Below are 21,102 nucleotides of genomic sequence, written 5' to 3'. Positions count from 1 at the left end.
ATGATTCATTAACAAACGTGCTTTACGGTACAATCCTTTTGTTAACATAAGGAGTGCACAATGCGCGCAGCTAAAATCGGTGTGATTACCCTCTTCCTGCTGATGGCTATCGGCGGTATCGGCGGCGTGATGCTCGCTGGCTATACGTTTATTTTACGTGCCGGTTAAGGCGCAGCACCAGACGCTCGAACAGGCGATCGACAATGATCGCCGCCAGCGCGACCAGTAAAGCCCCCTGAATCACATAGGCGGTGTTAAAGCCGCTCAGCCCGATAATAATCGGCGTGCCGAGCGTGCTGGCGCCCACCGTCGAGGCGATCGTCGCAGTCCCAATATTGATGATTACCGAGGTGCGAATCCCCGCCAGAATCACCGGCGCGGCCAGCGGCAGTTCGACTTTCCACAGCTGCTGTCCCCGGCTCATCCCCATCCCGCGCGCCACGCTCATGACGCTGGCGGGAATCGCCCCCAGCCCGGCGAGCGTGGCCTGCAATATCGGCAAAACCCCGTAGAGGATCAGCGCGATAATGGCTGGCTCCTGACCAAACCCCATCACCGGAACGGCTATCGCCAGCACCGCGACCGGCGGAAAGGTCTGCCCGACGGCGGCGATGGTTTCCACCAGCGGGCGAAACTCTGCCCCCCATGAGCGAGTGACCGCAATCCCCGCCCCGACGCCAACCGCCACAGCAATCAGGCTTGATACGCCCACCAGCCAGAAATGGGCCAGCGCCAGTGCCATAAAGCTTTCTTGCTGGTAAACCGGTCGTGGCAGCTGCGGAAACAGCGCGCCAAACACCGCCTGGCTGTACGGCAGCCCCGCAAGCAGCGCCAGAAAAGCGACAATAAGCCAGAGCAGCGGATCAGACCGTCGTTTCACCGGGCAGCGCCTCCGAAAGCAGATCGCGAAAATGGAGCGTCCCGCAGGGAGTGCCCTGCTGATCCACCACCGGCAATACGTCGCACCCTCGCGCCACAAAGACAGACAGCGCATCGCGCAGCGTCATCTCTTCCGCCAGCGCGTCACCGCCCACTTGCTCATGGCGACGCACATAATCCCCCACGCTGCGCAGCGACAGCAGCCGCACGCCCAGTTCGCTGCGCCCAAAAAACGCCTGCACAAAATCATTCGCTGGCGCAGTCAGCATTTCCAGCGGCGTGCCCTGCTGTACCACTTCGCCGCCATCCATCAGCACCAGATGCTCCGCCAGACGCAGCGCCTCGTCGATATCGTGCGTCACCAGCACGATGGTGCGGCCAAGCAGCCGGTGAATACGGGTCATCTCCTGCTGAAGCGCCCCGCGCGTTACCGGGTCCAGCGCGCCAAACGGCTCATCCATCAGCAATACCTGCGGATCGGCAGCCAGCGCACGGGCCACCCCAACGCGCTGCTGTTGCCCGCCAGAGAGCTGGTGCGGATAACGGTGACGCAAATTCACGTCCAGTCCCAGCAGCGTCATTAGTTCTTCTGTGCGGTCATCAATACGCGAGCGCGACCACTTTTGCAGTTGCGGTACGGTGGCAATGTTTTGCGCCACCGTCCAGTGCGGGAAAAGGCCGATCGACTGGATGGCGTACCCCATGCGACGACGCAGTTCCAGCACCGGCAAGCTGCGGATCTCTTCCCCGGCAAAACGGATCACCCCGCTGTCATGCTCCACCAGGCGGTTAATCATCTTCAGCGTGGTGGATTTTCCCGACCCCGATGTGCCAATCAGCACTGAAAAGCTGCCTTCGCGAAAATGCAGATTGAGGTCGTTGACGGCCTTCTGCGCACCGAAGGTTTTGCTGACATGGCTAAATTCAATCATCATTCGTTACCTTCAGGAGTGCGATCCATAAATCAAACAGCGCGTCGATCAGCACGGCCAGCGCAATGACCGGGATCACCCCCAGCAGAACCAGATCAACGGCGCTGCTGAGCAGTCCCTGAAAGACCAGGGCGCCAAACCCTCCCGCCCCAATCAGGGCGGCGATGACCGCCATCCCCACCGTTTGCACCATAACCACGCGCAGGCTGCGTAAAAAAACCGGCAACGCCAGCGGCAGTTGTACATGGATAAAGCGTTGAGAAGCGCTCATCCCCATCGCCCGCGCGCTTTCCAGCACGTCTCGCGGCACCTGGTTAAGCCCGGCAACCACGCCGCGCACCAGCGGCAGTAACGCATAGAGCACCAGCGCAATCAGGGCGGGCGTTAACCCGGTTCCCGCCACGCCAAGCGTTCCCAGCCAGGGCCACGCCTTCACCAGCCCGGCAAGCGGGGCAATCAGCAGGCCAAACAGCGCAACGGAAGGGATGGTCTGGATAACATTCAGAACGGCAAAGACCGGCCCCTGCCGCGCCGTTGCAAACGAGCACCAGATGCCCAGCGGTACGCCAATCAGCAACGCGGGCAACACGGTTCCCGCCAGCAGCGTCAGGTGCTGAACCAGCGCATTATCAAAAATATCCTGCCGGTTAGCGTACTCTTTGAGTAAAGAGAGATCGTTGAATGCGCCGGTGAGCAGCAGCGCCAGCGGTAAGAGCGCAATTTGCGCATGCAGAAGCCAGCGCCAGAGCGGTTGGGTGGTGATACGGCGAATGGCATCGCTACAGGCCAGCAGGGTGAGCCCAAGACCCAGCCACAGGCCACTCCCCAGGCTGGTGCGCGCCAGCGGGCTGCCGGCCTGCGCCAGATGCGTTGCCGCTTTCCCCACGCTCCAGAGCATGGCGATCACCAGCGCCTGCGCCAGCACAAGCGTCAGCACGCTGCCCTTTTTCCCAGGGACAAAGCACAACACCAGCAATGCGCACCCGGCGCCCGCCAGCAGAGAAACCGAACCCGGCCAGATATCCCAGATCTGACGCCCCTCCCCTGACACCAGGCGATTGGGGGCGTAGTTGACGAAAGGCAGCGCGGCGGCAACCCCCGTCAGGATCACCAACAGCAGCAACACACGGTTAAGACTGACTTTTGACACCTTACTGACCTGATACAAAATGTGTTACTTCACCCAGCCTTTTTGCTTCAGGTAATCTGCCGCGACTTTTTTCGCATCCAGCCCTTCAACGGCGATACTGGCATTCAACTGTTGCAACGTTTTTTCATCCAGGCTGGCAAAGATCGGCTGCAACCATTCCGCCATCTGCGGATATTCTTTTAGCACCGACTCACGAACCACCGGAGCAGGCGCATAGATAGGCTGGACGCCTTGCGGATCGCTCAGTGTTTGCAGCCCCAGCGCCGCGACCGGGCCGTCGGTGCCATAGGCCATTGCCGCGTTTACGCCGGACGTTTGCTGAGCGGCCGCTTTAATGGTCACCGCCGTATCGCCGCCAGCCAGCGACAGCAACTGGTTCTGATTCAGTTTAAAATCGTAGGCTTTTTCAAAGGCAGGCAGCGCATCGGCGCGTTCAATAAACTCGGCGGAGGCGGCCAGCTTGAACGTTCCGCCCTCTTTCAGATAGCGTCCGAGATCCGCAAGCGAAACCAGTTTATTCTTTTCCGCAACATCCTGGCGCACCGCAATCGTCCAGGTATTGTTTGCAGGCGCTGGCGTTAACCAGACCAGCTTGTTCTGCTCAGCATCCAGTTTTTTGACTTTTTCAAACCCCTCCTGTGCGTTTTTCCATGCCGGATCGTTTTCGTCTTTAAAGAAGAATGCGCCGTTTCCGGTATATTCCGGGTAAATATCCAGCTCGCCGGAGGTAATCGCGCCGCGTACTACCGGGGTTGTACCCAGTTGCACTTTATTCACCGTTTTAACGCCGTGGCTTTCCAGCACCTGTAAAATCAGATTGCCAAGCAAGGCGCCTTCCGTATCGATTTTTGATCCGACCGTTACGGGTGATGCGGCCTGCAACGGCAGACTGACCGCCGCTAACAGCAGCAGCGCCCCCGCCCCTGTTTTTGAAATTGTCATGCTGCTTTCCTCATTCTTTTACATCCCTTTTCAGAGACTTGAGGAAAAAGCATAGTTGAAAAATAGCAGAGCGACAAAAGGCAGGGGCAATTCGCAGGCCGGATAAGCGCAAGCGCCATCCGGCAATCAGGCGCACCGGTGCCGGATGGCGACGCTAACGCGTCTTATCCGGCCTACGGAGCTGACAGGCATGGCGCGTGGCTACAGCAGTTCAAACTCGCCTTGCTTCACACGGGCGGAATCGACGCCAATAAAGACGTTAAACTTGCCGGGCTCCGCGTCATACTTCATACGCTGGTTCCAGAATTTCAGCGCCTCAATATCAATCGGGAAGCTAACGGTCTGCGTTTCTCCCGGCTTCAGCGTTACCTTCTCAAAGCCTTTCAGCTGTTTTACCGGACGACTCATCGATGCCGTGACATCCTGCAAATACATCTGGATTACCGTCGCCCCCTCGCGCTTGCCGGTATTCGTCACCCGCACGCTGGCCGTTACCGCGCCATCGCGCTTCATGGTGGGTGCAGAGAGCGTCACATCGGAAACGGTAAACGTGGTGTAGCTCAGACCATAACCAAACGGATACAGCGGGCCATTCGCCTCGTCAAAGTAGCGGGAGGTGTACTTGTTCGGCTTGTCGGCGTTATACGGACGACCGGTGTTGAGATGGCTGTAGTAAACCGGGATCTGCCCGACAGAGCGCGGGAAGGACATCGGCAGTTTACCCGACGGGTTATAGTCGCCGAACAGAACGTCAGCAATGGCGTTACCGCCTTCCGTACCGGCAAACCAGGTTTCCAGAATGGCGTCAGCCTGCTGATCTTCTTTCACCAGCGCCAGCGGACGACCGTTCATCAGCACCAGCACCAACGGTTTACCCGTCGCCTTCAACGCCGCGATCAGATCGCGCTGGCTTTGCGGGATCTGAATGTCGGTGCGGCTGGAAGCCTCATGCGCCATACCCTGCGCTTCCCCGACAACGGCCACAACCACATCGGACTGTTTCGCGGCATTAACGGCCTCGTCAATCATCGCTTCTGGCGAACGAGGGTCTACTTTCACCGCCTCCTCATACTGATTGAGGAAATCAACAATGCCTTTGTCATTAGTGACATTCGCCCCTTTGGCGTATATCACTCTGCCTTTGTCGCCCAGCGCGTTTTTAATCCCCGTCAGCACCGTAACGGACTGGCTGGCGACGCCAGCGGCAGACCAGCTTCCCATCACATCACGCTGACTGTCGGCCAGCGGCCCCACCACCGCAATGGTGCCGGATTTATTCAACGGCAGCGTTTCCAGACGGTTCTTCAGCAGCACCAGACTTTCGCGCGCAACGTCGCGCGCGTCTTTGCGATGCAGGCGGCTCTCGGCGTTCGTATCCTGCGGATCGGACTCTTTTGCGCCCAGGTGGCTGTACGGATCGTTAAACAACCCCATGTCATATTTCACGTTCAGCACATGGCGCGCGGCATCGTCCAGTTCCGCCATCGTTACTTTGCCTGATTTGACCAGCCCCGGCAGGTATTTGCTGTAATACTCATCGCTCATACTCATGTTGATGCCGGACTTGAGCGCCACGCGCACCGCGTCTTCCGGGTCGGATGCCGTGCCGTGTTTAATCAGCTCTTTGATCGCGCCGTGATCGGAAACGGTGATGCCTTTAAAGCCCCACTCGTCGCGCAGCACCTCTTTCAACAGCCACGAATCTGACGTCGCAGGCGTGCCGTTCAGTGAGTTGAGCGCCACCATCACCGCGCCGCTGCCCGCGTCCAGCCCGGCTTTATACGGCGGCATATAGTCGTTGAACAGGCGCTGCGGGCTCATATCGACGGTGTTGTATTCCTTCCCGCCCTCAACCGCGCCATAGGCGGCGAAATGTTTCACGCTGGTCATCACCGAATAGCGATCCGCCGGGCTTTTACCCTGCATCGCCTCGACCATCGTTTTGCCCATGATCGCCGTCAGATACGTATCTTCACCAAAGCCTTCCGACGCGCGTCCCCAGCGCGGATCGCGGGACACATCCACCATTGGCGCCCAGGTCATGTTCAGGCCATCGTCAGCCGCCTCATACGCCGAGACGCGACCCACGGTTTTTACCGCCTCCAGATTAAACGAGGAGGCCAGGCCGAGGCTGATAGGGAAAACGGTACGCTGCCCGTGCAGCACGTCATAGGCGAAAAAGAGAGGGATTTTCAGGCGGCTCAGTTCCATCACCTGATCCTGCATTTTTCGGATATCCTGGCGGGTGACGGTGTTAAAAATCGCCCCGACCTGCCCGTATTTGATCATCTCCCGGATGGCTTCTTTCGGGTTGTCGGGCCCAACGCTTATCAAACGCAGCTGACCGATTTTCTCATCGACGGTCATTTTCGTGAGCAATTCAGTGACAAACGCATCCCGAGCTTCAGGCGTCAGCGGATGGTTGCCAGACAACGCTTCCGCCAGCGCTGGCTGCAACGCAAGGCTTACCGCAACACCTACAGAACATAGCCATTTCATCTTGATTCTCTCTTTTTCTTTAGCCCGACGTGGCAGCAAAAATATAACAAAAACCGCAGTTTGCCATAAGCCTAATCGGGAGAGGAGAAGAAAGCTAAGGTTATTCTCTGATTTTTTTAACGTCCCCTGCGCAGGAAGGAGGATCAGGAATACGCTAAGCCTGCACCGAGACAAGTTGCATGAGAAAGCGTATTGTCATACAAAGCGCTATGCTTAGTTCCGATAGTTTGTCCCACCACAAGGAGTGGAGAATGTCTTCCATTACAACGACAGATAATAAAGCCTTTCTTAACGAGCTCACCCGTCTGGTGGGTCATTCGCACCTGCTCACCGATCCTGCAAAAACCGCCCGCTACCGCAAGGGGTTCCGTTCCGGTCAGGGCGAAGCGCTGGCCGTGGTCTTCCCCGGCTCGCTGCTGGAATTGTGGCGCGTACTGAACGCCTGCGTAAACGCCGATAAAATCATCCTGATGCAGGCCGCCAATACCGGCCTGACTGAAGGTTCCACGCCGAACGGCAACGATTACGATCGCGAAATTGTCATCATCAGCACGCTACGCCTCGACAAGCTGCACGTCCTCAGTAAAGGCGAACAGGTGCTGGCATACCCAGGCACCACGCTGTACTCACTGGAAAAAGCGCTTAAACCTTTTGGTCGCGAACCGCACTCGGTTATCGGTTCCTCCTGTATCGGCGCGTCAGTTATTGGCGGCATCTGCAATAACTCCGGCGGGTCGCTGGTACAACGCGGCCCGGCGTATACCGAAATGTCGCTGTTCGCGCGCATTGATGAACAGGGCAAATTACAGCTGGTGAACCATCTGGGCATCGAACTGGGCCAGACCCCGGAACAGATCCTCAGCACACTCGATGATGAACGCATCAAAGATGAAGATGTGCGCCACGATGGCCGCCACGCCCACGATTACGATTACGTGACTCGCGTCAGGGACATTGAGGCCGATACCCCTGCCCGCTATAACGCTGACCCGGATCGCCTGTTCGAATCCTCCGGCTGCGCGGGTAAGCTGGCGGTGTTCGCCGTGCGGCTGGACACTTTCGAGGCGGAAAAAAACCAGCAGGTCTTTTACATCGGCACCAATCAGCCCGACGTGCTGACCGAGATTCGTCGTCATATCCTGGCGAAGTTCGACAACCTGCCGGTTGCCGGTGAATATATGCACCGCGATATTTACGACATCGCGGAGAAATATGGCAAAGATACGTTCCTGATGATCGACAAGCTCGGCACCGACAAAATGCCGTTCTTCTTTACGCTCAAAGGCCGTACCGACGCGATGCTGGAAAAGGTAAAAATCTTCCGCCCGCATTTCACCGACCGCGCGATGCAGAAGTTCGGCCATTTATTCCCTAATCATCTGCCGCCGCGCATGAAAAGCTGGCGCGACAAATATGAACATCATCTGCTGTTAAAAATGGCGGGAGACGGAGTGGCGGAAGCGCAAAGCTGGCTGACCGAGTTTTTCAAAACCGCCGAGGGCGATTTCTTTGCCTGTACCCCGGAAGAAGGCAGCAAAGCGTTCCTGCACCGTTTTGCCGCAGCAGGCGCGGCAATCCGTTATCAGGCGGTGCATGCCGATGAGGTGGAGGATATTCTCGCACTGGATATCGCCTTACGACGTAACGACACCGAATGGTATGAGCATCTGCCGCCGGAAATTGACAGCCAGCTGGTGCATAAACTCTATTACGGTCATTTCATGTGCTATGTCTTCCATCAGGATTACATCGTGAAGAAAGGCGTCGATGCCCATGCGCTGAAAGAGCAAATGCTGGAACTGCTGCGCCAGCGCGGCGCGCAATATCCGGCAGAGCATAACGTTGGTCATTTGTACAAAGCGCCGGAGACGCTGGCGCGTTTTTATCGTGAAAATGACCCCACCAACAGCATGAATCCGGGTATTGGTAAAACAAGTAAGCTGAAATTCTGGAAAGAAGCGGCGTCCGACGAGACGCATTGATTTCTCGTATTTACAGCGATGGAGCTGTTTTAAATATCGTGCCGGATGGCGGCGTAAGCGCCTTATCCGGCCTACAAACTGTAGGCCGGATTCAGGCACATATCAAAAAATTCAATCGTTTTGTGCGGTCTGCTCGCCTGCTGCGGCCATCTGCGCGGCTTTCTGCTTTTTATAACTCAACGCGGCGGCCGGAACGGGCATCGCTTTGCCGGTTTCAATCCAGGTGCGTAAACGGCTGGCATCGGCAAAATGGGTATATTTGCCAAAGGCATCCATCACCACTAACGCCACCGGTTTGTTGTTGATCATCGTGCGCATCACCAGGCAATGACCCGCAGCGTTGGTAAACCCGGTCTTGGTCAACTGAATATTCCAGTTATCGCGGTACACCAGGTGATTCGTATTGCGAAACGGCAAGGTGTATGCCGGGTTTGCAAAGGTCGCCATATCCTCACGCGTGGTGCTTAACTGACCAATCAGCGGGTACTGCTTGCTGGCAATCAACAGTTTCGTCAGGTCACGGGCGGTCGATACGTTATGAATCGACAGTCCCGTCGGCTCCACAAAACGGGTGTGGGTCATGCCCAACACTTTGGCTTTAGCATTCATCGCTTTAATAAAAGCGTTATAGCCACCCGGATAATGATGCGCCAGGCTTGCCGCCGCCCGGTTTTCCGAAGACATCAGCGCCAGCAGCAACATATTTTTACGGCTGATTTCACTGTTCAGACGCACGCGTGAGTAAACGCCTTTCATTTCCGGCGTCTGGCTGATATCGACTTTCAGTTTTTCATCCAGCGGCAGTCGCGCATCAAGCACCACCATCGCCGTCATTAATTTGGTGATCGACGCAATCGGACGCACAAGATCCGGGTGGTTCGAATAGATCACTTTGTTGGTGTTCAGATCAACAATCATCGCGCTTCCAGAAGCAATTTCCGGTTGAGACGCTACGGCGGCAGCCGCGGTTTTCGCCACAGCGTGTGGCGCAAAAGGGACAGCCAGCATCAGGGCAAGGCTAAATAATGAAACTCGGAATTTCAGCATGATGAGATTTCTGATAATGATTCACGCACGTAGAACGTACACCGCCTGAGCCAGGATTTTACTCAAGCTAGCTCCGGCATCATAGCGACCCGACAGCGTTGTCGCCATAAGAGAATCGTCACGAAATGCTGCATGCTGGCTTTTACACTCGTCTCTTCCCTGTTTCGGGGCGCAGGCGCGCTGCTGTTGTCCATTTACCGCCCTCCTGCGACCCGAATTCTTTTCATACCTCAGAATAACCGGTATCCATATCCCCACAGGATCACCGTCATCGCCAGCAGCACTTCCAGTACCAGCACGCCGATAGCCAGCGTCGAACTGGAAAAGCTCAGACCTTCCTCTTTACTGATGTTCAGGAATGTCGGGATGCCGAGATACAGCAGGTAACCGGTATAAAACAGTGCGACAGTACCGACTAACGCACAGAGCCACACCAGCGGATAAAGCGCCACCAGACCACTTAAAAACAGCGGCGTTGCGACATACCCGGCAAAGACCATACAGTGTCCCAGGGAAGGCCGTTGCGGGTAGTTGCGCGCCATCCACCAGATGACCCGCCCCATCACGGCAACCCCGGCCAGCATCATGCCGTAAAACAGAACCGCGAACGCCAGCCCTGTAAACAGAGACAAGCGCAGCACATTGCCATCACCAAAATTCCAGCCAATTTGCGTGGTGCCAATAAAGGCGCAAATCACCGGGATCGCCGCCATCAGCAGCACATGGTGGGTATAGTGATGCGACACCGTTTCGTTTTCGCTTTTGATCACGCGCATTTCACGATCGGGATGGGAAAATAGCCCCCAGACATGGTTCATACCGCCCCCCTGCTTGTCAGCTCTGGATCTCAACACTTCAAGTATAATTCAGCTTTCGATTATTTTATGTACAGCGCATAAAAACCGATGCGCTAACGTCGCGCCTTTTCCGGCCATAAACATTGATAGGGTGTATGCTAAAGGCGGGAGGTCGTTTTCACGTATGGATATCAACAGTCTTATCACGCATTACGGTTACGCCGCGCTGATTATTGGCAGTATGGCGGAAGGCGAGACCATCACCCTGTTAGGCGGCGTGGCAGTCCATCAGGGATTGCTTAAATTCCCTCTGGTGGTGCTCTCTGTCGCACTCGGCGGCATGATTGGCGATCAGGTGCTCTATTTGTTGGGTCGTCGCTATGGCGGCAAAATTTTGCGGCGCTTTTCCCGACATCGCGCCAAAATTCATCTGGCGCAGAAAATGATCCAGCGTCGCCCGTACCTGTTTGTGATCGGTTCCCGATTTATGTACGGCTTTCGCATCATTGGGCCGCTATTGATTGGTGCCAGCCACCTGCCGCCTAAAATCTTTCTGCCGCTGAATATTCTGGGGGCGATGATCTGGGCTTTGCTGTTTACCACCCTGGGCTATATTGGCGGCGAGGTGATCGCGCCGTGGCTGCACAGTTTCGACCAGCATATAAAGCATGTGATTTGGCTGGCGCTGGTGGTTGGGCTGGTTTTTGGCGCTCGCTGGTGGTTAAAACGGCGCAATAAGCCTGATGCGCCTTAGCGCTTCAGGCTTATTTGGCCGGCATTAAAGCGCCATCCGGCACGACGCTCAAAGATGATAACCGCCGCCCAGCGCGCTGGTGAGCTGGATGGACGCATCCAGCCATTGCCCTTGCAAAATCAGGCCGTTGCAATGTTCCCGCAGCGCCGGGATCTTCGCCTGGCTGACGCGGGAGCCCGCAATAATTCCGGCATTAAACCGCGCCTGTGCCAGACCAACCACCCGCTGTGCGTCATGCTCAATCTGCCGTTGGTGCTGATTTTTTTCAGCCATCGTTTCAACCTGACTGGCGGCGCGCGCCACATCATTCACCGCATCCACCACCGCTTTGTTGTAATTCGCGACAGAGAGATTACTTTGCGCTTTCGCGATATCAAGACTGGCGTTCAGCCTGCCGCTGTCAAAGATCGGCAGCGTCAGCCCGGCGGTGACGCCCATCTGCTGTGCGGAATGGCGAAACAGATCGCTCAGGTGCAGGGCGTCCTGTTGCAGAAACGCCATCAGGTTGATATCGGGATAAAACGCTGCTTTTGCGGCGTCAACGCTGCCTAAAGAGGACTCAATGTACCAGTGCGCCGCCTGTAAATCGGGTCGGCGAGCCAGAAGTTCATAGCTCAACTGAGCGGGCAACTGGCTTTCAGTCACTGGCAGAGCAACCGTATGCAGGGTCAGCGAGGCCGATTGCGCATTGGTCAGCGCACTCAGACGCGCCTCAATAATCTTCATTTTACCGGCCACATCATTTAGCTGCTGCTGCGTTTTACCGGCATCAATATCGGTTTCCACCCCTTCGACCGAGGAGGTAATACCGTTTTGATACAGCTGGCGATCAACCGTAATGACGTTTTGCTGTTCATGTTCGATTTGCGTCAGCACCGCTTTAAGCGCCGCCTGCGTCTGCCATTCCCAGTATAAACGCGCGACACCGCTTGCCAGCAGTTGCCGGGTTTGCGCCTGTTCCGCTTCACGCGCTTTCACTACGCCGATTCTCGCGCTGACTTCAGCCCGGTTCTTGCCCCAGAGATCCAGATCCCAACCGGCGGTTAAGCCGAACGTCCCGTTGGTGTACCACGGCCCGGTGGTTCCCGCCGCCGGATCGGTGATGGCAAACGGCCCCATCAGCCCTTCCGCAGACATTTTCTGGCGCTCAACATCCGCAGAGAAATCCAGCCGGGGGCCATCCTGCGCTTCAACCGCCTTCGCCTGCGCCTCGGCGAGTTGTATACGCTGTTCAGCCACCTGCATATCAGGAGAATGCTGTAATGCGTTGTCAATTAAGGCATCAAGCTGGGGATCGTGGTACGCCTTCCACCACTGGCTGTCCGGCCAACCGTTTTTTATTGCCGTCGGTAATGGTGAATCAACCTGTGCAGCAGGCGTTTGTCGCGTCAGCGACTGGCGGGTATCATGCATCGGCGCGCAACCCGCCAGCAGCGTAAAAAGAGACAGGCACACCGTTGTGGCCAGGAGAGAATCGCGGTTCATGGAGACGTTCTGGTAAGAAAAGGTGCGCAGAGATTACGTGGTGTTGCGTCCTGTTTTTTAGTTACGCGTGGCAATACATCTTTGGAAAAGGAAAAATATAATTAGAAAATTATAATTGAAACAGATGATTATAATTAAAGTATTTCATGGAATGATATTTACCTTTTGCGTAATTCCCTGTCGAACCGCTGCCGGATGGCGACGTACCGTCTTATCCGGCCTACAGACTGTGTAGGCCGGATAAGCGAAGCGCCATCAGGCACGCGGCCTGATAAGGCGATTTAAATATCAATGGACTGAATGGCGCGAGCAATATCGGGGGAATTATTAAGCGCACGGATTTCCTGAAATAGCGCGGTGGCTTCCGTATATTCCTTACGCAAATACCCCAGCCACTGCTTAATACGCGCCACATGATACAGCCCGGTATCCCCCTGCTTTTCCAGCCGGGTGTATTTTTGTAGCAGTAAAACCACTTCCGGCCAGGGCATACGCGGTTCGTTATATTTCACCACGCGGCTGAGATTCGGGATGTTTAACGCTCCACGTCCCATCATCACCGCGTCGCAGCCGCTGACCGCCATACACTCTTGCGCGCTCTGCCAGTCCCAGATTTCACCATTGGCGATAACCGGAATAGTGAGTCGCTGGCGGATCTCGCCAATCGCCTGCCAGTCAATATGTTCGGCTTTATAACCCTGCTCTTTGGTGCGCCCATGCACGACAAGCTCTGTCGCTCCTGCCTGCTGGACGGCATCGGCAATTTCAAATTTTCTTTCGCCGCTGTCCCAGCCCAGACGCACCTTCACCGTGACTGGTAAATGCGCAGGCACGGCTTCGCGCATCGCTTTTGCCCCCTGATAGATAAGCTCAGGATCTTTGAGCAACGTCGCCCCGCCTCCGCTGCCGTTCACCATTTTCGACGGACAGCCGCAGTTTAAATCCACGCCGTATGAGCCCAGCTCCACCGCGCGGGCGGCGTTTTCCGCCAGCCACTGCGGGTATTGCCCCAGCAGTTGAATACGCACGACTGTGCCGGACGCCGTGCGGCTGGCATTGTGCAGTTCCGGGCAGATGCGATGAAACACTTTTACCGGCAGAAGCTGATCCACCACGCGTAAAAACTCCGTGATGCACAGATCGTAATCATTAACCTCGGTCAGTAGCTCGCGCACCAGAGAGTCGAGCACGCCTTCCATCGGTGCCAGTAAAACACGCATAGCATTTCGTTACCTGCAAAAAAAGAGGCGCTATGGTAGCGCCTCTGTGGTGCGGTTTAAAGTCTCTCAGCGTGGCTCAAGGCAGTTATCTTCCTTCCAGCCATACAGCCACTCAATGCCGCGATAAAACTCCTGCTGGGATTTGCCTTTCCACAGCAGATTACGCACCTGTCGCTCCACGCCTGCGGCATGGTAGACGCGCCCCATCTCGCGGGTTGACCAGACAATTCGCGCCGTGCGGGGAATACGCACCGACTCATACAACGCAAAGGCCTGCTGCGCATCGCCATGACAACGCTCCAGCGCTTTACCCAGCGTAACGGCGTCTTCCAGCGCCATGCAGGCGCCCTGCGCCATATATTGCGCAACCGGGTGCGCGGCGTCGCCCACCAGCGAGATGCGGTCGGTTCCCCATTTCTCTACCGGTTCCCGGTCAGCGGTCGCCCAACGGCGCCAGGAGGTGGGTTTGTCGAGCATTTGACGCGGACGCGGGTGAATCCCGGCAAAATAAGAGAGCACCTCTTCTTTGCTTCCGTCTTTCACGCCCCACTCCTCCTGCTGACGGCTATGGAACGTCACCACCAGATTGTACTGTTTCCCGCCGCGCAACGGATAATGCACCAGATGGCAATGCGGCCCGGCCCACAGTACCGGCGCGTTGATGCGCAAATCTTCCGGCATGTCGTCGCACTCCACCACGGCCCGGTACACCACATGCCCGGTCACGCGCGGAATATCGCCAAGTAGACTCTGGCGCACGACCGATTTCACGCCATCGCAGCCCAGCAGAATATCTGCCGTCCAGCTATTCCCCTGCTCGTCAAACACCGTTACATCGTCCGGCGTCTGGCGGATATCGACAATATTCGTCGAAGTCCGGTACTCCACGCCCGGGTGGGTCAGCGCCGCTTCCCAGACGGTGGCATGAATATCCACCCGGTGAATCACGGCATACGGGCCGCCAAAATGGTCGCGAAAGGCCTGGCCGGTTTCAATGCGCACGACCTCTTCGGCATTCACGGCGTCCATCATCGTAATATGATCGGTAAAGACCGCGCGCTGGCGAGCAACTTCACCAACGCCGAGGCTGTCCAGCACGGAAAACGCATTCGGCCCGAGCTGAATCCCCGCCCCAATCTCACCAATTTCATGAGCCTTTTCCAGCAGCATCACTTTAATGCCCTGGCGCGCCAGCGACAGCGCGGTCGCTGCGCCGCCAATACCGCCACCCACGATAATTGCGCTTGTCACTTTAGCCATTGTCGTTCTCCTTATCAGGCTGAAATTTTGTCTTGTTGATTTTCGGGGGCGGCGGCGATAAAGGCCGGAAGCCGGGTACAGGCGTCATAAACCGCCTTGCAGCGCGGATAACCGCTCAGGTCGCATCCCATTCGCAGCGCATTGGCCCATTGTGGAATCAGGCAGCAATCCGCCAGCGTGGGCGTATCCCCCACGCAAAACTGCCCGGACTGCCCCTGCCGCAACAGCTGTTCCACCGCGCTAAGCCCTTGTTGCACCCAGTGGGCGTACCAGCGTTTCTTGTCTTCTTCGCCGATCTTCAGCTCGTCAGTCAGGTAGCGCAGTACGCGCAGGTTGTTCACCGGGTGAATATCACAGGCAATGGCATAGACAATTTCCAGCGCCTGGCTGCGCGCCGGATCGACCTGCGGCAGCAACGGCGTCTGCGGGAAGTGGCGATCCAGCCAGTCGATGATTGCCAGCGATTGCCCGAGAGATTCACCGTCATCAGTCACCAGCGTCGGCACCAGCCCGATCGGGTTCATCCGTCGATAGCTCAGCGCATTCTGCTGGCCGATACGAATGTTGACGCCCACCGTCTCATAATCGATGCCTTTTAATGCCAGCGCGATACGCACGCGATAAGACGCCGAGCTATTAAAAAAACTGTACAGCTTCATCATTCACCTCAGACAATCTTCACGGCGATCGGCGTTAACCCTTCCACATTGCCGGTAATCACATCCCCTTTCACCACTGCCCCGACCCCTTCCGGCGTGCCGGTGAAAATCAGGTCGCCCGGTTGCAGTTCAAAAAAGCCGGACAGGTAGCTGATGGTTTCATTGACGGACCAGATCAGATGGCGAATATCGCTGCGCTGATGATCTTCCCCGTTTACCTGTAACCAAATCGGCGCGTTGTTGACGTCTGCCACATCGGTCGCTTTATGCAGCGGCGCAATCGGCGCGGACGAATCAAACGCTTTGCCGATTTCCCACGGGCGCCCCATCTGGCGCATTTCCATCTGGCGGTCGCGGCGGGTCATATCCAGCCCGGTGGCATAGCCCCAGACATACTCATGCGCCTGCTCAAGCGGAATATCGCTGCCCTGCTTGCCTATCGCCACCACCAGTTCAATTTCATAGTGATAGTTATCGGTCTGCGACGGATAGGCCAGCGCCAGCGTTTCGCCAGCCGCAACCGGTACGATCGCATCGGCCGGTTTGCAGAAGAAGAACGGCGGCTCACGATCGGGATCGAACCCCATCTCACGGGCATGGGCGGCGTAGTTACGGCCAACGCAGTAGACGCGGCGAACCGGGAATTGCTCATCGCTGCCAACAACCGGCACCGCGACTGGCGCCTGAGGTTCGAATACATATTTGCTCATCTTTTCTCTCCCAATTTAATCACGCGCTTCGCGGAACAAGCCGAGGGCTTCCTGAACCGGTTTGTCCGAAAAACTGAATAAAACGGTATCTTCCGTGGTCTGGAACGACACGCCGTGCCATGTCGGCACCACAAAGATATCTTTCGCCATGAAGTGGAACGTCTCATTGCCAATGGTGACCTGCCCGGAACCTTCCACAACGTGATAAATGGTGCTGTCGGTCGTGCGAGCCACGCGCGACGCAAACCCTTTCGGCAACAGTTGCAAAAACGCGCCCATCGAAGGCATCGGATAGCCCCCGGTGACCGGGTTGACGTAGCGCATCTTGTAGCCATCCCACTCGTCAGGTTCCCCCATCCGGGTCAGGTCATGCAGCGCTTCACGGCTACGGTCGTAGCGGTAGTTGAAAATCGGCGAGGAATTGCCAACCTGGTGGCGTAGCGGCAGCATGTTGGCGGCGTAGCGCGGCAGGTAATCGCCTTCTTTGCGCGTCACCGGCTGCTGTTCTTCCGGGTAATCTTCTGCAAACCCGCAGCCCAGCGTATTCACCAGCGGCAGATCCAGACCGTCCAGCCATACCACCGGCTCGTCGCCAGGGTTGCCGTGATCGTGCCAGCGCCACTGCGGCGTCAGAATAAAGTCGCCCGGGTGCATCTGCGTCCGCTCGCCGTCAACGGCGGTGAACGCGCCTTGCCCTTCCACAATAAAACGCAGCGCTGACTGGTTGTGGCGATGACTCGGCGCCACCTCGCCCGGTAAAATCAATTGCAGTCCTGCGTACAGCGTCGCGGTAATTGACGACTGTCCGCGCAGCGCCGGGTTTTCCAGCACCAGCACCCGGCGGACAGCCTCTTTCGCGCCAATCAGGTTGCCGCTTTCCAGCAACAGCGGGCGGATCTCCTGATAGTTCCAGTACGCAGGCGCGCAATTGGCGTTCGGCGTTTGCGGCACCAGGTGGTGCAGCGACTCCCAGAGCGGCGTCAGGTTTTGCCCGGAAATGTGCTGATAAAACTGCTGACGGTTGTGTTTAACATCCTGATTCACTTCAGACATGGAGGTTCTCCTTATTCGTTCACGACGCCTGCCCGGGGCAGCACGTCAGGTTCAGAGGCTGAGTGGCGGACAACCGCCGTCAACATGGCGAGCATCACCGCGCTAATGGCTGCCGGAATCGCGATGACGAAAAACAGCGTATCGAAAGAGAAATTCATCGCCATCATCATGCCGCCGGAGAGCGAGCCGACAATGGCGCCGCAGCGCCCGACGGCATTGGACCAGCTCACGCCGGTTGCACGGCTTTGAGTCGGGTACAGCGTCGCAGTTAAGGCATTCAGCCCCACCTGCGATCCGCTGATGCCAATGCCCGTACCAAAAATCGCCAGCGCCATCAGCCACAGTCCGTTTTCACTCAGGCCAATCATCACGATGCAGACCGCGCCCAGCGCGTAGCTCACGGCCAGCACCCGGAACGGATTGTGTTTGTCCATCAGTACGCCGAGTAACAGCGCGCCGAGCGTACCGCCGACCTGGAATGCGGCAGTGACCCAGGAGGCATGCTGCAAATCGATTCCCCGGTGATTCAGGAGTGTCGGCATCCAGCTGGAGAGCAGGTAGATAATGAGCAGGCTCATGAAGAACACGACCCATAACATCAGGGTAATGGGAAGCTGACGCCCAACAAAAAGCTGGCGGATACTGCCTTTTGAAATGACGGCGGCTTCATGAAGATAGAAATGCGTATTGTCGTAGCGTTCGCCGGTGATGGCGCTAACCGTTCTGGCAATCGCCGCCTGCGGGCGCTGACGACGCACCTGCCAGCGTGGAGACTCGGGCAGAACAAACAGCAAGGCGAAGAACAGCATTAAGGGTAATACGCCGCCGAGCACCAGAATGCCGTGCCAGCCAATCAGCGGCACCAGTTGCGCGCTGACGATGCCGCCCATCGCCGAACCAAGGGTAAACCCGCAGAACATCAGCGTCACCAGCGCGCCGCGACGGCGGGCGGGAAGGTATTCCGACGTCATCGTGATGGTATTCGGCATCGCGCCGCCCAGCCCTAGCCCGGTTAAAAAGCGCAGTACCACCAGCGTTTGCAGATCCGGCGAGAAGGCGGAAAGCAGGCTCAAGGCGCCAAACAGCGCCACGCACAGTTCAATCACCCGTTTACGGCCAAAACGGTCTGACAGCGGGCCGCACAATAGCGCCCCTGCCGTCAGCCCCAGCAGACCCGCGCCGAATAGCGGGGCCAGATCGCTGGCGCTCAATTGCCAGTGCGTACGGATATCCGGCGCAATAAAGCCAATTGCGGCCGTATCAAAACCGTCGAGCATTACCACCAGAAAGCAGCAGATGATAACGCGCCACTGCATTTTGCCGACGGGGGCGGCGTCAATCAGTGCTTGTAGATCACGTCGTTGAGTCATAGTGAATGCCTCGGTGCAGGTAAGGTAGATGTCATTTTTGTTTTTTGTATGTTGCAAGTTTGTAATCATGGCGATGAAATGTACAATGGCATTTCGGGCAGAGGCATAACCTGGGGGTTATATCAAATGGCGAATTGGGCGCAAAAATTGAAGCTGCACCACCTGCAAATGCTGGTCGCGCTGGGGGAACAAGGGAATCTGACCCACGTTGCGCGAATGATGAACATCACCCAGCCCGCGCTGTCGAAGTGGCTGTCACAGCTTGAAGATGAGATCGGAATCACGCTTTTTGAACGCCACAGCAAGGGGTTACGCCCTTCAGAAGGGGGCAAGCTGTTGCTCCAGCATGCGCAGCGGCTCATCAACGATATGGAACGTTCGCAGTATGAGATCGCGCGCTTTAAGCAAGGTGGGCTGGTGGGAAGCCTGAAAATCGGCTGTTCACCGGTCGCGACAGATTGCGTGTCGCAGGCGATCCTCTGCCTGCTCAATGAGATGCCGACGCTGCACCTGAACATTGAAGAGAAAGTCATGACCCCGCTTTTACACGATCTGCTCGCCGGGTCGCTGGACGTGGTGGTAGGTCGCGTGGGCGGTCGGGCGCTCCAGCTGCCGTTAAACTATCAGGTGCTCTACACCGAACCGGTCTGCTTTGTCGCCCGCCCCCATCATCCCCTGGCCTCACACGCCACGCTTTCCTGGAACGACCTCGCCCACTGGCGCTGGATTGTCTGGCCGACCGGTACGCCAATTCGCATCAGCATTGATAACGCCCTGGTGGACAACGGCGTGATGCTGCCGGAAAACACCATCGAATCCGCCTCGATGAACGTCAGCACCAATTTGCTGCAAAGCAGCGATATGATCTCTATTCTTTCTCTACGCCTGGCGCAACGCTATGCCAGCCAGGGCCAGTTGGCTATCTTAAACCTGCCGAAAATAGAACAGAAAGGAAGCGTGGGCATGTTCTGGCGCAAGAACGAGACCCCTTCTCTTGCGTTGAGTCGTTTTCTGCATTTTCTGGCGCAGGTTTAGCGCGGGCAACGGGGCGTTGCCCGATGTTCCCGTTGTCTATTTCCACTATGCTCAGAATTCATGATGTGATCGGTAGCACGTTTTAAAGTTTAATTGTATGATGAATCTGTTTCATCAAGGGCTTTTACCATGAGTAAATCACTGAATATCATCTGGCAGTATTTACGCGCATTTGTACTGATATATGCCTGTTTGTATGCGGGTATTTTCATTGCATCGCTGCTTCCTATCACGATTCCCGGCAGCATCATCGGCATGTTGATTCTGTTTGTTTTACTGGCGCTACAAATTCTGCCAGCGAAGTGGGTAAACCCGGGATGCTATGTCCTGATCCGTTACATGGCGCTGCTGTTTGTGCCGATTGGCGTCGGCGTCATGCAGTACTTCGATTTGCTGCGCGCGCAGTTTGGCCCGGTGGTGGTCTCCTGTGCGATCAGTACGCTGGTTGTTTTCCTGGTCGTGAGCTGGAGTTCGCATATCGTACACGGTGAACGAAAAGTGTTAGGGCAGAAAGGATCGAAAAAATGATGTCGTATATCTGGTGGTCGTTACCCCTGACGCTGGCGGTCTTTTTCGCCGCCCGCAAACTGGCTGCGCGCTTTAAGATGCCGTTGCTTAACCCGTTGCTGGTTGCCATGGTGGTCATCATCCCGTTTCTGATACTGACCGGCATTCCTTACGATCACTATTTCAAAGGCAGCGAGGTGCTCAACGACCTGCTGCAACCCGCCGTCGTGGCGCTGGCGTACCCTTTATATGAACAACTGCACCAAATCCGCGCCCGCTGGAAATCCATCATCACGATCTGCTTCGTCGGCAGCGTGGTCGCTATGGTGACCGGAACCACTGTCGCCTTACTGATGGGCGCCACGCCGGAAATCGCCGCATCGGTATTACCGAAATCGGTCACAACCCCAATCGCAATGGCGGTGGGCGGCAGCATCGGCGGCATCCCCGCCATTAGCGCCGTCTGCGTTATTTTCGTCGGGATACTGGGCGCCGTATTTGGTCATACCCTGCTCAACCTCATGCGTATCCGTACCAAAGCCGCACGCGGTCTGGCAATGGGAACCGCCTCGCACGCCCTGGGCACTGCGCGCTGCGCCGAGCTGGATTACCAGGAAGGGGCGTTCAGTTCGCTGGCGCTGGTGATCTGCGGGATCATCACCTCGCTGCTGGCGCCGTTTCTCTTCCCGATTATTCTGGCGGTAGCGGGTTAAAATTTGCGATGCGTCGCGCATTTTTAATTTAAGTTTCACAAGTTGCAATCACAATGAGATTTGGATCACATATAAAGCTGTAACAGCTCCGTAAACTACGACTCCATT

At 56.6% G+C, this 21,102-nt stretch carries 20 protein-coding genes; 6 read left to right on the top strand and 14 right to left on the bottom strand.

Annotated features, from left to right (window positions below; all coding sequences use genetic code 11):
- Window positions 1-60 precede the first annotated feature (60 nt).
- Window positions 61-168, top strand: coding sequence for a protein YohO (locus OGX80_RS18285; protein WP_047462533.1), 108 nt, complete (start codon window positions 61-63; stop codon window positions 166-168).
- Here the strand turns inward: OGX80_RS18285 and OGX80_RS18280 are convergent.
- The 5 genes from OGX80_RS18280 to bglX all read right to left on the bottom strand — a co-directional run bounded on the left by OGX80_RS18280 (window position 149) and on the right by bglX (window position 6,402).
- Window positions 149-880, bottom strand: a complete 732-nt coding sequence (locus OGX80_RS18280; protein ID WP_115181400.1) for an ABC transporter permease — start codon at window positions 878-880, stop codon at window positions 149-151. The genes OGX80_RS18285 and OGX80_RS18280 overlap by 20 nt on opposite strands.
- Window positions 864-1,811 (bottom strand): ABC transporter ATP-binding protein, encoded by a 948-nt coding sequence (locus tag OGX80_RS18275; protein ID WP_115182321.1) that lies wholly within the window; start codon window positions 1,809-1,811, stop codon window positions 864-866. Before OGX80_RS18275 ends, OGX80_RS18280 begins: the two co-directional genes overlap by 17 nt.
- Entirely contained in the window at window positions 1,804-2,961 is a 1,158-nt protein-coding gene (locus OGX80_RS18270) for an ABC transporter permease (RefSeq protein WP_048902379.1), read from the bottom strand. Before OGX80_RS18270 ends, OGX80_RS18275 begins: the two co-directional genes overlap by 8 nt.
- Window positions 2,962-2,985: 24 nt before the next feature.
- On the bottom strand, window positions 2,986-3,903 hold the full coding sequence (gene osmF / locus OGX80_RS18265; protein ID WP_115181399.1) for a glycine betaine ABC transporter substrate-binding protein OsmF: 918 nt from the start codon (window positions 3,901-3,903) through the stop codon (window positions 2,986-2,988).
- A 201-nt stretch (window positions 3,904-4,104) separates the two neighbouring features.
- Window positions 4,105-6,402, bottom strand: coding sequence for a beta-glucosidase BglX (bglX, locus tag OGX80_RS18260; protein WP_115181398.1), 2,298 nt, complete (start codon window positions 6,400-6,402; stop codon window positions 4,105-4,107).
- Between the two features lie 251 nt (window positions 6,403-6,653).
- Between bglX and dld the strand changes: the two genes are divergently transcribed.
- Entirely contained in the window at window positions 6,654-8,384 is a 1,731-nt protein-coding gene (gene dld / locus OGX80_RS18255; RefSeq protein ID WP_024130181.1) for a D-lactate dehydrogenase, read from the top strand.
- A gap of 111 nt (window positions 8,385-8,495) precedes the next feature.
- Here the strand turns inward: dld and pbpG are convergent, their stop codons facing one another.
- Together pbpG and OGX80_RS18245 are read right to left on the bottom strand one after the other, a co-directional pair.
- On the bottom strand, window positions 8,496-9,431 hold the full coding sequence (gene pbpG / locus OGX80_RS18250; RefSeq protein ID WP_115181397.1) for a D-alanyl-D-alanine endopeptidase: 936 nt from the start codon (window positions 9,429-9,431) through the stop codon (window positions 8,496-8,498).
- Between the two features lie 230 nt (window positions 9,432-9,661).
- Complete coding sequence (locus OGX80_RS18245; protein ID WP_012131637.1) at window positions 9,662-10,249, bottom strand: Yip1 family protein; 588 nt, start codon at window positions 10,247-10,249, stop codon at window positions 9,662-9,664.
- 163 nt (window positions 10,250-10,412) lie between these two features.
- On the opposite strand from OGX80_RS18245, the gene OGX80_RS18240 reads away from it, so the two are divergent.
- Complete coding sequence (locus OGX80_RS18240) at window positions 10,413-10,982, top strand: DedA family protein (protein WP_115181396.1); 570 nt, start codon at window positions 10,413-10,415, stop codon at window positions 10,980-10,982.
- Window positions 10,983-11,030: 48 nt separating this feature from the next.
- Here OGX80_RS18240 and mdtQ read toward each other — a convergent pair whose 3' ends face one another.
- The 7 genes from mdtQ to mhbT form a co-directional block, all read right to left on the bottom strand.
- Entirely contained in the window at window positions 11,031-12,467 is a 1,437-nt protein-coding gene (mdtQ, locus tag OGX80_RS18235) for a multidrug resistance outer membrane protein MdtQ (RefSeq protein ID WP_110494035.1), read from the bottom strand.
- Window positions 12,468-12,748: 281 nt separating this feature from the next.
- A complete protein-coding gene (dusC, locus tag OGX80_RS18230) occupies window positions 12,749-13,687 on the bottom strand; it encodes a tRNA dihydrouridine(16) synthase DusC (protein ID WP_012131633.1) in 939 nt (312 codons plus the stop codon).
- A 66-nt stretch (window positions 13,688-13,753) separates the two neighbouring features.
- Window positions 13,754-14,947, bottom strand: a complete 1,194-nt coding sequence (locus OGX80_RS18225) for a 3-hydroxybenzoate 6-monooxygenase (RefSeq protein ID WP_233644095.1) — start codon at window positions 14,945-14,947, stop codon at window positions 13,754-13,756.
- Between the two features lie 14 nt (window positions 14,948-14,961).
- A complete protein-coding gene (gene maiA, locus OGX80_RS18220; protein ID WP_071258973.1) occupies window positions 14,962-15,606 on the bottom strand; it encodes a maleylacetoacetate isomerase in 645 nt (214 codons plus the stop codon).
- 8 nt (window positions 15,607-15,614) lie between these two features.
- The gene (locus OGX80_RS18215) at window positions 15,615-16,316 is read right to left on the bottom strand and encodes a fumarylacetoacetate hydrolase family protein (RefSeq protein WP_115181394.1); all 702 of its coding nucleotides are present in this window, start codon (window positions 16,314-16,316) and stop codon (window positions 15,615-15,617) included.
- A 15-nt stretch (window positions 16,317-16,331) separates the two neighbouring features.
- Window positions 16,332-17,369 carry a gentisate 1,2-dioxygenase gene (gtdA, locus tag OGX80_RS18210; protein ID WP_115181393.1) on the bottom strand — a complete coding sequence of 346 codons (1,038 nt, stop codon included), beginning with the start codon at window positions 17,367-17,369 and terminating at the stop codon, window positions 16,332-16,334.
- An 11-nt stretch (window positions 17,370-17,380) separates the two neighbouring features.
- The gene (mhbT, locus tag OGX80_RS18205; protein ID WP_115181392.1) at window positions 17,381-18,739 is read right to left on the bottom strand and encodes a 3-hydroxybenzoate transporter MhbT; all 1,359 of its coding nucleotides are present in this window, start codon (window positions 18,737-18,739) and stop codon (window positions 17,381-17,383) included.
- A gap of 126 nt (window positions 18,740-18,865) precedes the next feature.
- Here mhbT and OGX80_RS18200 point away from each other — a divergent pair, with 126 nt between their 5' ends.
- From OGX80_RS18200 to OGX80_RS18190, 3 genes are all read left to right on the top strand, one after another.
- On the top strand, window positions 18,866-19,774 hold the full coding sequence (locus OGX80_RS18200; protein ID WP_024130178.1) for a LysR substrate-binding domain-containing protein: 909 nt from the start codon (window positions 18,866-18,868) through the stop codon (window positions 19,772-19,774).
- 129 nt (window positions 19,775-19,903) lie between these two features.
- Entirely contained in the window at window positions 19,904-20,302 is a 399-nt protein-coding gene (locus OGX80_RS18195; RefSeq protein WP_012131626.1) for a CidA/LrgA family protein, read from the top strand.
- Window positions 20,299-20,994, top strand: coding sequence for a CidB/LrgB family autolysis modulator (locus OGX80_RS18190; RefSeq protein ID WP_071258980.1), 696 nt, complete (start codon window positions 20,299-20,301; stop codon window positions 20,992-20,994). Before OGX80_RS18195 ends, OGX80_RS18190 begins: the two co-directional genes overlap by 4 nt.
- Window positions 20,995-21,102: the final 108 nt, after the last annotated feature.

The organism is Citrobacter sp. CK194 (genome assembly GCF_030333395.1).
GTDB lineage: Bacteria > Pseudomonadota > Gammaproteobacteria > Enterobacterales > Enterobacteriaceae > Citrobacter_B > Citrobacter_B koseri.
The sequence above is the reverse complement of the archived record's forward strand: the minus strand, read 5'-3'. Positions and strand labels throughout refer to the sequence as shown.

What these genes read in the sequence shown, in the direction of transcription:
- maiA (WP_071258973.1), bottom strand. Translation starts at nt 15,606, where the DNA reads ATGAAGCTGTACAGTTTTTTTAATAGCTCGGCGTCTTATCGCGTGCGT.
- mdtQ (WP_110494035.1), bottom strand. Translation starts at nt 12,467, where the DNA reads ATGAACCGCGATTCTCTCCTGGCCACAACGGTGTGCCTGTCTCTTTTT.
- pbpG (WP_115181397.1), bottom strand. Translation starts at nt 9,431, where the DNA reads ATGCTGAAATTCCGAGTTTCATTATTTAGCCTTGCCCTGATGCTGGCT.
- dld (WP_024130181.1), top strand. Translation starts at nt 6,654, where the DNA reads ATGTCTTCCATTACAACGACAGATAATAAAGCCTTTCTTAACGAGCTC.
- OGX80_RS18285 (WP_047462533.1), top strand. Translation starts at nt 61, where the DNA reads ATGCGCGCAGCTAAAATCGGTGTGATTACCCTCTTCCTGCTGATGGCT.
- OGX80_RS18200 (WP_024130178.1), top strand. Translation starts at nt 18,866, where the DNA reads ATGGCGAATTGGGCGCAAAAATTGAAGCTGCACCACCTGCAAATGCTG.
- OGX80_RS18225 (WP_233644095.1), bottom strand. Translation starts at nt 14,947, where the DNA reads ATGGCTAAAGTGACAAGCGCAATTATCGTGGGTGGCGGTATTGGCGGC.
- OGX80_RS18245 (WP_012131637.1), bottom strand. Translation starts at nt 10,249, where the DNA reads ATGAACCATGTCTGGGGGCTATTTTCCCATCCCGATCGTGAAATGCGC.
- OGX80_RS18240 (WP_115181396.1), top strand. Translation starts at nt 10,413, where the DNA reads ATGGATATCAACAGTCTTATCACGCATTACGGTTACGCCGCGCTGATT.
- gtdA (WP_115181393.1), bottom strand. Translation starts at nt 17,369, where the DNA reads ATGTCTGAAGTGAATCAGGATGTTAAACACAACCGTCAGCAGTTTTAT.
- bglX (WP_115181398.1), bottom strand. Translation starts at nt 6,402, where the DNA reads ATGAAATGGCTATGTTCTGTAGGTGTTGCGGTAAGCCTTGCGTTGCAG.
- OGX80_RS18195 (WP_012131626.1), top strand. Translation starts at nt 19,904, where the DNA reads ATGAGTAAATCACTGAATATCATCTGGCAGTATTTACGCGCATTTGTA.
- mhbT (WP_115181392.1), bottom strand. Translation starts at nt 18,739, where the DNA reads ATGACTCAACGACGTGATCTACAAGCACTGATTGACGCCGCCCCCGTC.
- osmF (WP_115181399.1), bottom strand. Translation starts at nt 3,903, where the DNA reads ATGACAATTTCAAAAACAGGGGCGGGGGCGCTGCTGCTGTTAGCGGCG.
- OGX80_RS18190 (WP_071258980.1), top strand. Translation starts at nt 20,299, where the DNA reads ATGATGTCGTATATCTGGTGGTCGTTACCCCTGACGCTGGCGGTCTTT.
- OGX80_RS18215 (WP_115181394.1), bottom strand. Translation starts at nt 16,316, where the DNA reads ATGAGCAAATATGTATTCGAACCTCAGGCGCCAGTCGCGGTGCCGGTT.
- OGX80_RS18275 (WP_115182321.1), bottom strand. Translation starts at nt 1,811, where the DNA reads ATGATTGAATTTAGCCATGTCAGCAAAACCTTCGGTGCGCAGAAGGCC.
- dusC (WP_012131633.1), bottom strand. Translation starts at nt 13,687, where the DNA reads ATGCGTGTTTTACTGGCACCGATGGAAGGCGTGCTCGACTCTCTGGTG.